Source organism: Bacteroidia bacterium, from assembly GCA_033391075.1.
In the GTDB taxonomy this organism is placed as follows: domain Bacteria; phylum Bacteroidota; class Bacteroidia; order J057; family J057; genus JAWPMV01.
The window spans coordinates 2,247,949-2,262,046 of the sequence record JAWPMV010000001.1 but is presented as its reverse complement, the minus strand read 5'-3'; the positions used below and the strand labels follow the sequence as shown (position 1 = coordinate 2,262,046).

Annotated in this window: 14 protein-coding genes; 9 read left to right on the top strand and 5 right to left on the bottom strand. The window is 41.2% G+C overall.

Going from position 1 to position 14,098, the window contains the following annotated elements:
* Positions 1-426, bottom strand: a complete 426-nt coding sequence (locus tag R8P61_09260) for a hypothetical protein (GenBank protein ID MDW3647240.1) — start codon at positions 424-426, stop codon at positions 1-3.
* 128 nt (positions 427-554) lie between these two features.
* A complete protein-coding gene (locus tag R8P61_09255; GenBank protein MDW3647239.1) occupies positions 555-1,631 on the bottom strand; it encodes a hypothetical protein in 1,077 nt (358 codons plus the stop codon).
* A 177-nt stretch (positions 1,632-1,808) separates the two neighbouring features.
* Here R8P61_09255 and R8P61_09250 point away from each other — a divergent pair, with 177 nt between their 5' ends.
* Together R8P61_09250 and R8P61_09245 are read left to right on the top strand one after the other, a co-directional pair.
* Positions 1,809-2,483, top strand: a complete 675-nt coding sequence (locus R8P61_09250) for a hypothetical protein (GenBank protein ID MDW3647238.1) — start codon at positions 1,809-1,811, stop codon at positions 2,481-2,483.
* A 135-nt stretch (positions 2,484-2,618) separates the two neighbouring features.
* Positions 2,619-3,977, top strand: coding sequence for a sigma-54 dependent transcriptional regulator (locus tag R8P61_09245; protein ID MDW3647237.1), 1,359 nt, complete (start codon positions 2,619-2,621; stop codon positions 3,975-3,977).
* Positions 3,978-4,354: 377 nt separating this feature from the next.
* On the opposite strand, the gene R8P61_09240 is transcribed toward R8P61_09245, so the two are convergent.
* Entirely contained in the window at positions 4,355-4,642 is a 288-nt protein-coding gene (locus tag R8P61_09240) for a GIY-YIG nuclease family protein (protein MDW3647236.1), read from the bottom strand.
* Positions 4,643-5,160: 518 nt separating this feature from the next.
* Here R8P61_09240 and R8P61_09235 point away from each other — a divergent pair.
* A complete protein-coding gene (locus R8P61_09235) occupies positions 5,161-6,090 on the top strand; it encodes a neutral zinc metallopeptidase (GenBank protein MDW3647235.1) in 930 nt (309 codons plus the stop codon).
* A 40-nt stretch (positions 6,091-6,130) separates the two neighbouring features.
* Here R8P61_09235 and R8P61_09230 read toward each other — a convergent pair whose 3' ends face one another.
* The gene (locus tag R8P61_09230; GenBank protein ID MDW3647234.1) at positions 6,131-7,732 is read right to left on the bottom strand and encodes a S8 family serine peptidase; all 1,602 of its coding nucleotides are present in this window, start codon (positions 7,730-7,732) and stop codon (positions 6,131-6,133) included.
* A 33-nt stretch (positions 7,733-7,765) separates the two neighbouring features.
* Here R8P61_09230 and R8P61_09225 point away from each other — a divergent pair, with 33 nt between their 5' ends.
* Positions 7,766-8,242, top strand: a complete 477-nt coding sequence (locus tag R8P61_09225) for a nucleoside deaminase (protein ID MDW3647233.1) — start codon at positions 7,766-7,768, stop codon at positions 8,240-8,242.
* Between the two features lie 120 nt (positions 8,243-8,362).
* Here R8P61_09225 and R8P61_09220 read toward each other — a convergent pair whose 3' ends face one another.
* On the bottom strand, positions 8,363-10,354 hold the full coding sequence (locus R8P61_09220; protein MDW3647232.1) for a mucoidy inhibitor MuiA family protein: 1,992 nt from the start codon (positions 10,352-10,354) through the stop codon (positions 8,363-8,365).
* Positions 10,355-10,537: 183 nt separating this feature from the next.
* Here R8P61_09220 and mqnE point away from each other — a divergent pair, with 183 nt between their 5' ends.
* Genes mqnE through R8P61_09195 form a run of 5 tightly spaced genes read left to right on the top strand, consistent with a single transcriptional unit; the run spans position 10,538 to position 14,062 of the window.
* The gene (gene mqnE, locus R8P61_09215; GenBank protein ID MDW3647231.1) at positions 10,538-11,686 is read left to right on the top strand and encodes an aminofutalosine synthase MqnE; all 1,149 of its coding nucleotides are present in this window, start codon (positions 10,538-10,540) and stop codon (positions 11,684-11,686) included.
* Positions 11,687-11,692: 6 nt separating this feature from the next.
* The gene (locus tag R8P61_09210) at positions 11,693-12,190 is read left to right on the top strand and encodes an SRPBCC family protein (protein ID MDW3647230.1); all 498 of its coding nucleotides are present in this window, start codon (positions 11,693-11,695) and stop codon (positions 12,188-12,190) included.
* Entirely contained in the window at positions 12,180-12,620 is a 441-nt protein-coding gene (locus tag R8P61_09205; GenBank protein ID MDW3647229.1) for a hypothetical protein, read from the top strand. The genes R8P61_09210 and R8P61_09205 overlap by 11 nt, the downstream gene beginning before the upstream one ends.
* Before the next feature lie 11 nt (positions 12,621-12,631).
* Entirely contained in the window at positions 12,632-13,285 is a 654-nt protein-coding gene (locus R8P61_09200; GenBank protein MDW3647228.1) for a histidine phosphatase family protein, read from the top strand.
* A 3-nt stretch (positions 13,286-13,288) separates the two neighbouring features.
* A complete protein-coding gene (locus R8P61_09195; protein ID MDW3647227.1) occupies positions 13,289-14,062 on the top strand; it encodes a menaquinone biosynthesis protein in 774 nt (257 codons plus the stop codon).
* Positions 14,063-14,098 lie beyond the last annotated feature (36 nt).

Below are 14,098 nucleotides of genomic sequence, written 5' to 3'. Positions count from 1 at the left end.
TTATTCCAGTATGTTTTTATTTAGTTTATGCGTCTGCTTTTCCAGCAACTCAACTTTTTCTTCGACTTCCAATCTCCACTCGGCATCCTTGAAGGATTTCAAACTCAGTTTAGATTTGTAGTCTTTCAAGGAGTGATAGAGATCTATTGCTTTTTTGACTCTTTTATATTCCGCAGAACTATCTGAAACCTTTGCCCGGACAAGGCTGTCTCGTTTTTGCAGCAATTTCCCAATCTCTTTGCTATATGTATCCTTACTATTTGAGCTTTTTTTCTCCTCTATTCGCACATGCGAAGGCCATTCATAATCGACCTTTCCCGGATAAACTTTTATCATAAGTAGTGCAGAGAGAATTATACCGAGCGAGCTGGCAATTACTTTAAATCCGTAACGGTAGCGTTGCTGCTGGACGTTTTCATTTTTCATGGAGCTCATATGGATCTGCTATAAGGATCATATTTGGAACTCCAATCTACTTCAATAAGTAGAAATTTCTATTTCAGAAAACACCTATATATTACAGCTCGGGGAACATTAATCAGTGGGGAAATTCATCAGGGTTTATAGCCTGCTTTCCGGAAGATTCCTTCATAATCTGTCTTCTCACAAAGTTCTGCCAGGCTCATTTCCGGATTGTTTTTCATATAACTATCTACGATTCTCCAACCCATATACTCGCCAATGCGGGGAGCAGATTCATCCGAAAGCTCAGTAGTGTAAGGTTTGTCGGCCAGAAAATTGCGTTGAAATTTAAAATCAGAATCAAAGAGTTTATCCAGAAGAAAGCTGTAGTTTTCTTCTTCGAACAAACGCGCCCAATCCATCTGCTGACGGTTATAGTAAAGGAGTAAAGAGTCGGGCGTATAAGGAAGTAGTTGGTGGATGAAATATTGTTTTATTCCAGCATGCACCATTCCATCGAGAAGCGAACGTTTAGTAGCTGGATTTCTGGGAGCGACAAACTCATCTGCGATGGCTTTTGCAACCACTACATCCATATGCTCCAGGTTGAATCTCCTCCTTTGATAGGCATATATATTTTCGGGATAATAGGGAAAATCCTTTCCGAGAAAGTAATGCAAGCCCAGACTATAATATCCAGGTACAGAAACCAATTGATCAGCTCCTCTTAAATCAGAACCGGGCATATACCCATTTGCATGGGTTCTGATTGCGGGAATCTGTGTATCCGGAAAATACTTTTTCAGTCTTTTTATGGGAGCTGAAATAGGATCAAGCAAAACCATATCAGCCGGGAATACCTCCTGGATTTCCTCTAGCAAATCATACATAATTGAATCAGAAAGAAAGTCCTTCAACTGGCTACCAATAAGGCTGTCTGTTTTTTCTACAGGAACCCCAGCTCGTTCCATATCGGCCGCAGTCATGCCCAGATATTGACGGAAAAAGTCTTTATCCTCTTCGAAAAACTTATTTAGAAATTCTTCGGCTTCAATACTCTCATTTTCCTGTAAAAATTGGGCAGCCTGATACATTTGCTGATCCAGGCGTTTAAAATCCATCTTGAGTTTAATGCTGGCGATATCGGCATCTTTTTCTTCCTCACAAGCAGTTGTCAAAAAGAAGAAACTGCTCAACAAACAGAGGATTGCAATATTAAATTTTGTCATTTGGGGTGACTTTTGTCTCATTTTCTAATCGCAAGCATAGGCAATAAAGAGGAATTATCCTCGTCAATTACGCTATTTTCTATCCTTATAAGGGGATATTGCCTGCTAGGATTTTCAAGCTTTTACGGTTAGTTTTGATGCCGTGAAATAATCACCAAAAGAAATTTTATCCAAAACATGAAACGTACGCTTTTACTTCTCATGATCTTAGGGAGTTATGCTGCAAGCTTTGCACAGCAAGGATTTAGCTTAGGCCTTAGATTTAGCCCCATTTTTTCCTTTGCATCTATTACAGATGAAAATGGAAATACCCCCGCTGGTCTTGAGACCTCTACGGTCGTGGGACTTTCATATGGACTCAATACTCATTATGGAATCACTGACAACTACGGTATCAAAAGTGGGGTTCATATTGTGCGCAAAGGATTTAAACGTGAAGATATGGTAGATGGGGTAATGGCTACTCAGGATGTAAGCGTTACTACCGTTGAGATTCCTCTGGCACTGAAAGGACGTTCCAATGAATTGGGAAATGGCCTTTTTATCAATGGTCAATTTGGTCTTTCTGCCGATATTCGCGCAGGATATAAAAATGAATTTAGTGGAGTCAATCCTTTTCCGGATGGAACGGTTGACAGTGGGGTAAGTAAGAATACCAAATACATCAATCCACTTGCTTTTACCTTTATATTTGGAATAGGAGGTGAAAAAATTATAGACCGGGTAGGTACCATCAATTTTGGAATTATCTATCATCAGGGCCTCACCAATGTCAATAATAGAGACAATTTCATGAATGATGAAATCATCAAGATTCGATACATTTCATTGGATCTGGGATACTTCTTCTAAGAAATATAAGCCATATTTTTCGGGCGGACATGCAAAAAGCATCGTCCGCCCGAACTTTTTTGTATAAAATATTATACAATGTTTGCTTTTTGATACAATTTGAAATATAATTGTACTCATAACAATACAACCCTTATGGCCAAAATATTAATCATAGACGACGAGGAAGGAATCCGAATGACCTTGCAGGAGATCCTCGAATATGAAGATTATAAGATTGACACAGCAGCTGATGGAGAAGAAGGACTAGCTAAGATTCTGAAAAACAGTTATGATGCGGTTATCTGTGATATCAAGATGCCCAATATGAATGGAATGGAAGTCCTTGAGAAGAGTATGGAATCAAAAGGCGATGTGCCTTTTATCATGATCTCCGGTCATGGAGATATAGAAACAGCGGTAGATGCCACTAAAAAGGGAGCCTATGACTTCCTGGAAAAACCGCCAGACCTCAATCGTCTATTACTCACTGTAAGAAATGCCCTCGACAAATCTGAGTTGGTTGTTGAAACCAAAAAATTAAGAAGAAAAGTAACGAAAGTAAGGGATATCATAGGTGAATCTCCTGTTATGCAAAAGATCCAGGAGACCATCAATCGAGTGGCTACTACGGATGCACGGGTTTTGGTAACAGGAAGCAATGGTACCGGTAAAGAACTGGTGGCAAGATGGATACATGAGAAAAGCCGTAGAAATACTGCTCCTATTGTAGAGGTAAACTGTGCAGCTATTCCATCAGAACTGATCGAGAGTGAATTGTTTGGCCATGAAAAGGGATCATTTACAGGTGCATATAAGCAGCGAATTGGCAAATTCGAGCAAGCGAATGGTGGAACTTTGTTCCTGGATGAGATCGGGGATATGAGCCTTTCTGCTCAGGCGAAAGTATTGCGTGCCCTACAGGAAAACAAAATCACACGTATTGGATCAGATAAACAAATATCTGTTGATGTGCGCATCGTTTCAGCAACCAATAAAGATCTGCTGAGTGAGATTGATAAGGGAAATTTCCGCGAGGACTTGTATCATCGTTTGAGTGTTATTCTGGTTCACGTACCTGCACTCAAGGATAGAAGAGATGATATCCCACTCATAGTTTCTCAATTCGTCAAAGAAATTAGCGAAGAACATAGTATTCCGGACCTAAGCATTACTCCAGGTGCAATGACTCAGCTCCAGGCCCTGCAATGGACCGGAAATGTGCGTGAGCTCCATAACGTTATTGAAAGACTATCCATCCTTTCAAACGGAACTATTGATGAGCAGGACGTACTTGACTATGCTGTTCCTCAAAAAAGGAATAATAAAAGTGCTACCATGTACGACAATCATGACAAATTCCAAAATTTCAAAGACCATGTTGAAAAGGAATTTATCGTTCGTAAACTGGAACAAAATAATTGGAATATTTCTAAAACGGCCGAAGTTCTTGACATCCAAAGAAGCCACCTCTATAATAAAATGGAGAAATTCGGGATAAAAAGAGACGCATAGGCGGCAAAAAGATGCGAGGCCAAATTGGGCGACAAGTGTACTTGTCGCCCTTTCTATTTTCGTCAGGCTAGTCCCGAGGAAAATAGATACAGTTTGTCATTGCGAACGAAGTGAAGCAATCTCCTTGAAACAAATAATCCCCTGGAGCGAAGGAGATTGCTTCGCCCAAAGTTTGGACTCGCAATGACAGCTTGCGTTTGGATGTCAAATACTATTTGTCAGAGCGAACGAAGTGAAGCAATCCCCTTGAATCAAATAATCCTCTTAAGCGAAGGAGATTGCTTCGCCCAAAGTTTGGACTCGCAATGACAGCTTGTGTTCGGATGTCAAATTCTATTTGTCAGTGCGAACGAAGTGAAGCAATCTTTATGGACTCTTTATAAATCGAAATATAAATCCTTCCAAACCGGATTCATTGACTCGACCAGAATTACTTTCTTTCTCCTCGATCCAGCCTTTATCTGTTTTTCACTAGCAATGGCATCATTAACGCTGTGGAATGATTCAAAATAGACTAGCTTATTTAGGTTATACTTAGCAGAAAAGCTTTTAGGATTAAGCTTGTTTTTATGTTCTGATATTCTTCTAATGAGATCATTGGTAACTCCAGTGTATAAAACAGTATTTAAATCATTGGTCAGTATATAGATATAATAAGTATTCATTGCTGTAAAAAGAAGGAGTATAACCCACCTAAAAATACAAACAATTTGTCATTGCGAACGAAGTGAAGCAATCTCCTTGAAACAAATAATCCCCTGGAGCGAAGGAGATTGCTTCGCCCAAAGTTTGGGCTCGCAATGACAGCTTGTACCTGGATGTCAAATTCTATTTGTCATTGCGAACGAAGTGAAGCAATCTCCTTGAAACAAATAATCCCCTGGAGCGAAGGAGATTGCTTCGCCCAAAGTTTGGGCTCGCAATGACAGCTTGTGTTCGGATGTCAAATTCTATTTGTCATTGGAAACGAAGTGAAGCAATCCCCTTGAAACAAATAATCCCCTGGAGCGAAGGAGATTGCTTCGCTGAATTTATGGCGCTCAAAGTGACATTCTTCTCAGAGCCACATCCTAATTTTGTCGTTTCTCTTAAATCCAATTTCATATTATCTATGTATATTGAAGCCCTATAGCCTGAGAACGCTGGAAATTTTTACCCTAAAAACTCATAAACACAAAAAACTATGCGCTGGAAAGGCAGACAAGGTAGTTCTAATGTAGAAGATCGTCGCGGACATAGCGGCGGCGGAGGCGGTGGATTCAGACCCAGTATGGGAGGCGGAGGTGGTAACATCATCGTTATTCTCCTGGGTTTACTTTTTGGAAGAAAGAAGAAAATGGGCATGGGTACCCTCCTTATATTGGGTGCAGTAGCTCTTTATTTTTGGTGGTCCAGTAGCTCTCAAAGTGCTGCCGTTAGCCCCAATCAAAATACACGTTCAGCAGAAACAGCCACGCAAGGAAATCCTGATGATGAGCTGGCACAATTCGTTTCTGTTGTACTTAAGGAAACAGAAGACGTTTGGGATGAATTATTTCCCAAATATGTCAACAAAAGATATCAAAAGCCTAAACTGGTATTGTTTAGTGGTTCTACCCGATCAGCATGTGGATATGCCAGTGCTGCAACCGGACCCTTTTACTGTCCTGGAGATCAAAAACTCTATATTGATTTGAGTTTTTATCAGGATTTGAAAAACAAATTTGGGGCTCCCGGAGACTTTGCAATGGCCTATGTAGTAGCTCATGAAGTTGCCCACCATGTTCAATATCTCCTGGGTGCAACTCGCTATGTAGATAGCCAAAGAGGAAGAGTTTCTCAGGCCGTACAGAACCAACTATCAGTAAAGCTTGAACTTCAAGCAGACTTTTATTCAGGAGTCTGGGCGAATAAAGTACAAGGAAAAGGTCTCCTCGAAGATGGAGATATCGAAGAAGCCTTACGGGCGGCTAATGCAATTGGGGATGACCGTTTGCAGAAACAGTCTCAGGGATATGTTGTGCCGGAATCCTTCACACATGGTACTTCCGAGCAACGAATGAGATGGTTTAGAAAAGGATATCAAACCGGAGATCCTACTCAGGGCGATACCTTTAATGCACGGGTGCTATAAAACCCCACTATCACCAAGGAAAAACTAAAGATCCTGTCCTCTATGGGCGGGATCTTTCATTTTGTAGTTGTTCTATCTTTTCTTCCCATAAATAACCCGCAAACCATATACGCATAATCCCTTCAAATTCGGGATCTCTTTGATAGAAAAAATAGCGAGCTTTGTTCTCTACAGGAAGCTGAAATGAAGCACTAAGCTTAGCTTCTTTATCTTCCAGGTGTACATAAAGCATCCGACCATTGGGAAAATCCAGGCTATCCTTCATCAATTCAGGATTGAAAGCCACAAAGACAGAATCTGAACTTTGCTGAACACTAAAAGTATTTTGAATCAAACTATCCTGCGTAAAAAGTTTGGAAGCATTCACCACCCCATAGCCCAATTCATAATCATAATAAGGAAAATAGTGCCCTGACTGCCTCACTTGTTCAAAAATTTCCTTTCTCTTTGCTGCAGGATTCTTTTGCATCAAACATGCGGCGAATCCACAAATAAGGGGCGCTGAAAAAGAAGTCCCTGCTGCTTCTGCATACTTTCCTTTTCCATTGGCTACTACCACATAACCCGGAGCAGAAATATCCGGTTTGCTAACACCCGATGCATTGGGACCAAAAGAGGAGAATTTCAAGCGAGCTGGCATAAAGGGCATAGAGGCTCCTACTGAAAGGACCTCAGCCACATCTGCAGGCGCTCCTAAGTATTTCCATTTGTTTCCTCCATCATTTCCCATCGAAACAACTACGAGTATTCCTTTGTCTGTAGCTGTTTTGGCCGCACGACTGACCAGGGTCTTCTTTCCATCCATATCTTCATATTCATAGCGTTTGGAAGTATAGGTTAAAGAAGAATTGATAATATCAGCTCCATGCTTGTCAGCCCATTCTGCAGCCGCCAACCAGTGATCTTCCTCAATGGCTTTCTCTTTCGATTTATGTTCTGTACGTGCTAGCAGAAATTCAGCATCTTTGGCTGCCCCCAACTGTTTTCCCTCATATATCCCTCCTATGCAACTCAAAACCTGTGTGCCATGATCATCATGGTGATAGACATCCTCTTTCCCTTCGTAAAAGTCATAGGTCTGAACAATTTGTTTATCCTTTCGAAGGTGCTCAAAAGCTTCATGCTCATTCGCACGTTTAAAGCCTGTGTCGAAGATCGCAATCCGAGCCCCTTTTCCCGTTAGTCCATGTTCCTCCAGTTCTTTAAAATTGGTTTGTGCCTTTCCAAGTGCAAGCAAGGTATCCAGCTTTTCGTTTGCAATTTCTTCCCAGGCAGCAATGCGAGTATGTTGAGTAAAGGCTTCAATTCTTTTTACAAAAGGAAAGCTTTTGATTTTTTCGATTTGGTCGGGCCAGGCCTCAACGGAAATGGCATTGAACCAACGGAGTTGATGTCGAACTAATTCGACTTCCGTATCTATTTTATCAGTATAAAGGGTATTTATCGGAAGGTCCTTTTCATCATAAAGTGGAAGTTCATGCCTCAGCCTTCTCTCAATCGCTCGCTCATCAAAATACGCATGGGGATTGAAGGCTTGAGAAGTATCTTTGTCTGTGAAATATATATAGTAAAGATCCTGAGCCTCAGTAGACAGAGAACTTCCAATGAATAAAAGAAGAAGGAGAATGGGTCGCTGATTCATATCAATAATCAAAGAGAAACAGTATAACGAACTATGAACGAAATGCAAATTACATTTATGCGGGAAGCTATCAGACTATCCCTGCAAAATGTAGGTTCTGGAATCGGAGGGCCATTTGGGGCAGTGGTGGTAAAGGATAATAATATCATATCTCTCGCTACTAATGAGGTCAGCAGTAGCTTTGACCCTACCGCACATGCTGAAATTGTGGCCATTAGAAAAGCCTGCAAAGAACTCGGCAGCTATCAATTGACAGATTGTGAACTTTATTGTAGTTGCGAACCCTGTCCGATGTGCTTAGGGGCGATCTATTGGGCACGTCCCCAGGCTGTATTCTTTGCCAATACACGGAAGGATGCTGCTTCCATTGGTTTTGACGATGCCTTTATTTACGAAGAAATGGGAAAAGGGATTGAAGAACGGCAAATTCCCATGGTACAGATTTTGCAGAGAGAAGCCATAGAAGCCTTTCATCAGTGGAAAATAAACGGAGATCCGAATCTTCATTAGATTTTTCCGATATTCCAAATACTGTATAATGTAATTGTGTAATTACACAAAAAGAAAGAGACCGCCGTAGCGGCCTCTCGTTGAGCTTGTTAAAACATGAATGTGCTGTTGAAGGATTGCTTATTCTAAATACACTCTTTCCCGTTTGGGATATTTTACTTCATACTCCAGAATGAATTCTTTTTGTTCCAAGGGCTCCAAACTTATCTCCCATACCAGTTCTCCCGTATCCTCATCGTACTTTGCTCCGCTGATATTTTTTGCTTTTACATCGATCTGATTGAGCATGGAAACGGGGATTTGGTCATACAAACTGAGGTTTATTGTTTCTGAACGTTTGTTCTTCACTATGACCTTGAACGCTCTGGTTTCGATTTGAGAATTGCCAATGGAACGACGCTTTTTATAATCCTTGATTTCCTCTCTCCCAATGACGATACTTTTATCTCGTCCCAGAGATAGATCCAGGGTATCAGATAGTACATTGGCTTCCAGTATACTTCTTCCTACAAAAGTCCCTTCCATATACAAATTTGCTTCTCCCACCAACAATTGCTTTTGATCCCAATTGATGAGCCTTGCCAATAAGAAAGCATCTTTATCCAGTTTGGGAATGGCCTTATATTCATAGATGACATCTATGGGAAGGGTTTGCAAATCGATGCTTCGCTTTTCTCCATCAGATTTAATGGTATAGGGAACTTTTACTTCAAATTCTACGCTGGTTTGATTTTCGATAACCGAGGTAGCAAGAGGTTTGCTTCTTCTTTCTTCTTCTTTTTCAAAATCCTGAGCCCGTATCGCTCTGAATCTTTTCCGCTTTCCAAAATCAAATAATTTTCCTTCATAGGATCCTCCTCCACCATAGCCTGCCTGATTCGCAGGGCCCAGTTCAGAGCTACCAATAGTAGAAACACTATAACCAATGGCTTTTTTCTCTTTCTTTACTCCTAAACCAGTTACCACTACCTCATCAAGTGTGAGATCAGACCTCGCCATGGAAACAGGAAGGTAATCCTTATCAATTGGAATTTCCTGTTTTCGGTAGCCCACATAGGTAACAACCAGCGTTTTTGCTCCATTTGGTATGACCAGACTAAAATCTCCTTCAGAATTGGTGAACATACCTGTTGTAGTTCCTTTTACAAGAATAGAAGCCCCTTCTAAGGGTTCTCCATCAGGCCCCAATACGGTTCCTCTTACATTTCCATCACTCGATTTCCATAAAGCCAAATCACTAGGACTGGTATAACGCTCGTAGGTAAGTTTCCAGGATTTCAGCAAAGGAGCCAGGCCACTTTTATTGGGATTGACATTGGAAAACCTGAGCTTGACCTGTTCCCAGTCTTCTCCGCATTGCTGAAACACCTCTGCTTTATAGGTCAGCTGAACAGGCTTTTCTACACTTTCTACCCGTACATCATATTTAGGGTACCAACCGGCATTACTTACCAGGTATTTTAGAAAGAAGCTGCCTTCAGTTTTAGCCTCAGCCGCAACTGTAATTTCAATTTCTGAACTGGGCATGTCCGGTTCTTCATTCAATACCTTGAGCTCTTTCTCCAACTTCACAAACTCTTTATCTATGCCGAGTATCTCTTGTTTGATTTGAATTTCTCTTCTTTTTATCTGGCTGATTTCCTGCTCATAATATTGAACGGCTTCTCTTAATTGATTTAAGTTTGCCCCTGTATCTTTATGTCCAAGGCTTTTGTTAGCATCCAATAGTTTTATCTTTTCAGCCAGGACTTCCAGTTCAGCATTTTTGTAGGCTATTTCCAAATTGAGAGAATCTGCCCGGTCCCGGAGATTATCAATCTCTTCATTGGCTTTCTTCTCATTGAGGTAGTTGAATTTGTGATTGACAGAAAGGATGGTAAAGTCCCCCTCCCCTTTCACTTCCAAACTCTTTTCGTCCAGATAAGGAGAAAGATCTTTAACAACTAAAATGCTTTTGCCTTTTTGTAATTGGATCTTGCCTTCGCGCGAAATTTGGGCTCCTTCCAGGAAGACGGTTACTCCCTTGATCTTAGTTTCAAGTTCAGTATCTTTAATATCTTGTGCGAAAAGACTCTGTGTAAGCAGTAATAGAATCAGTGCGTATGGTCTCATGATTATGTTTTCTCTAGAGACTGAGTACCAAGGGCAATTCCACAAAAAGCAGGAAATAATCTGTTCTTTTATATAGAATAAAGACTATATTTAATCTCTCGCACAACCAAATAAAAGGGCTACCGTAAAATAACTTACAAAAGTTTCAGAAATTATTGTAAGTTTGTTTCAGAAACAAATACTATGAATCTTCTCAGCTATCTCAGCAGCAATAACAAGGTCGAAAGACGAGAAAAAGAAATTGCCGAAAAGGTATTGAACAAAGTGCGTATCTCGGACGAGGACGCACTTTATTTGTATACAAAACCAGAGCTCTCTTTTGTGGGTATGTTGGCCAATCACATACGTACAGAGCGACATGGCAAAAAGACCTATTTCAATCGCAATTTTCATGTCGAGCCTACTAATGTCTGTATTTATACCTGTACCTTCTGTTCTTATTCTCGGCTAATCAAAAAACGAGAAGAAGGATGGGAGTTTAGCATGGATGAAATTCTGGATCAGGTCAAAGCTTATGATGATCAGCCGGTAACCGAGGTGCATATTGTAGGAGGAGTTTTGCCTCAATACAATTATCAATTTTACCTTGATTTATATAAAGCCATCAAAGCCCACAGGCCCGAATTGCATATCAAAGCACTCACCCCTGTTGAGTATCACTATATCTTTAAAAAGGCGAAAGTTTCTTATCGGGAAGGGATGCAAGCCATGGTAGATGCGGGTTTGGATTCTATGCCAGGAGGCGGAGCTGAGATTTTTGATAAGGAAATTCGAAAAGAGATAGCAGGAGGAAAGTGTAGTTCTGCAGAATGGTTGGAGATGCACCAAATTCTTCACGAATTGGGACATCGCTCTAATGCGACTATGCTTTATGGCCATGTAGAGAATCATGCCCATCGGGTTGATCATATGAGGAGGTTGAGGGAGCTACAAGATATAACGGGAGGTTTTCAAACTTTTATTCCCCTGAAATTCAGAAATCAGAATAATCAGCTTAGTCATTTAGATGAGGTTTCTGTTCTGGAAGATTTGCGTAATTATGCTTTAGGCAGGATTTATCTGGACAACTTTGATCATGTGAAAGCCTACTGGCCTATGATCGGTAAGAAGACTGCACAGCTTTCCCTTTCATATGGAGTTAATGATCTGGATGGGACCATAGATGATACGACCAAAATCTACTCTATGGCGGGTGCAGAAGATCAAAACCCTTCTTTAAGCACCGGAGAATTGGTTGACATGATTCGAAGGGCTGGAAAAGAACCCATCGAGCGGGATACCCTCTACGGAATCGTTAACGACTTTAGCGATCCCGAGCTTATCGTTCAATAAAAAGAGATGCCCATCCTCGAACATAGTCTGGAAATATCAGCACCGATCGAACGGGTATTTGACCTCTCTCGCAGTATAGACCTCCACCAAATTACAGCTTCTCATACAGGAGAAAGAGCAGTGGCAGGAAGAACTGAGGGATTGATAGAATTGGGGGAAAGTGTGAGCTGGCGAGCTAAACATCTGGGAATTTGGCAGCAGTTGACATCCAAAATCACTGCGCTGAAATATCCGGATTACTTCTGCGACGAGATGCAAGCGGGTGCTTTCGAATCCTTTAAACACGAACATTTTTTCACCACAACTCAAACTGGAACTTTGGTTCGAGATCGCTTTAGCTATCGGTCTCCACTGGGAATATTAGGCAAAATAGCAGATATATTATTTCTCAAACGCTATATGCACAATTTCCTCTACCAAAGAAATCTGATCATAAAACGCTATGCAGAATCAGAGTTATGGAAAGAAATTTTAGAGATCGACAAGGCAAATAATGCAGGATAAACACCTACATATTAGCAAAAGGATCATGTTACTGGCAGCCATCTACAACCTCATTTGGGGAGCTGCGATTTCGATTTTTCCTCACCTCATGCTTTTCGGTTCGGAGGCGACTGATTTTAGCCTGCTCATGATACGTTGCATTGGAATGCTGGTAGGTGTTTATGGCATTGCCTATTATTTCTGTTCTGTTGATCCCAAGAGGTATTGGCCACTGATTCTGGTAGGTCTTATTGGAAAGCTGCTAGGTCCTCTAGGCGCACTTTTTTACATCTGGCAAGGAGTCCTGAATCCAGAATTCCTCTGGTCCAATCTATTTAATGACATAATCTGGATTCCAGGCTTCAGCTGGATCCTCTATCAAATATTTCAACAGCATCCGGGCATTTTTCGAGAAGATCTAGGCCTGAAATCCAACATCATCCAATCATAGCCAAAATAATTATGCTTGATCTATACTTCTTACGACACGGAGAAACCGATTATAACCGACAAGGAATTGTTCAGGGTTCAGGAGTTGATTCTGACTTGAATGAAAATGGCCGTAAGCAAGCGCAGCATTTCTTCGAGGCTTATCAGCATATGAAGTTTGACAGGATATATGCAAGCAAGCTCAAAAGAACCCATCAAACCCTTGCTCCCTGGAAAAGTCAGGGATATGAATTTCATACAACAGAAGCCTTAAATGAATTTAGCTGGGGCGTTCATGAAGGATTAAAGCCTAGTCCCGAGCAGCGGGCCCATTTCTTTGAAACAATCGGCAAATGGAAAACTGGTAATGTCGATATAACTGTCGAAGGAGCAGAAACCCCAAGGATTGCCTGGGATCGAGCGAGAACATTTTTCGAGGAACTTCCAAGGATTCATTCAAAGGGGCAAATTCTACTTTGTTCCCATGGGCGTCAATTGCGAATCATCCTTAGTCAGTTTCTGGCATATGGCTTCGAAAGAATGGAAGAATTTCCCCATAAGAATACAGCCCTTACATTGGTCAGAATACATCCTGATATGCGTAAAGAACTGGTTTTTCAGGACAAATACAGTCATTTACCTGAAACTCCCCTAAAAAGCATATCAGCTTCACATAAACCCTCCTGATATATGATAGATATTGCATTGGTTTCTTATATTAATACTCGTCCCTTTATGGATGGCTTTGAAGCCTGTATAAAGGATCGTGAGATACGTTTTCATTTACTTCCCCCGGTAGATTGCGCCACACATCTGCATCAGGGCAAATGCCAAATGGCTTTGCTTCCGGTAGGTGCTCTGGCTCAATTCAAAAATATATCCATCATGCCCAACTATTGTATAGGTGCAGATGGAGAAGTTGCTTCCGTATTTCTTTTCTCTCAGAAACCTTTGGAGGAATTGGATACGATTTACCTTGACAGACATTCCCGTAGTTCCAATGGGCTTTTGCAAATCTTGATGAAGCATCATTGGAAGAAAGAGGTCAAGTATCATAAGCCTGAATTCAAGCACTTTGATAAAATCAAAGGAAGTGCCGGTGGTGTAGTGATTGGAGACAAAGCTATTCGGATCAAAGATCAATATGCCTATGCCTATGATTTGGCTCAGGCCTGGAAAGACATGACGGGCCTGCCCTTTGCCTTTGCTGTTTGGGCCTATCTGCCAGAAGCTTTTACTTCAGAGCAACTTCGTCAATTGAATGATGCCATGCGTTTTGGAGTGGAACAAGCTCCCAGGAGTGCAGCCAAATGGGCTCCTGAATATAAATTGGATCCTGAATTTGCGCATAAGTATCTCTCGCACTACATCGATTTTCAATTCGATGCTGGCAAGCACAAGGCTTTGGATTTGTACTACCAGTTATTGTTGGATTTGCCTCAGCCGGAATTGCAGTTAGTGTAATAACTTTGTCATCCTTAGCACCCTCGAGGGAACTCA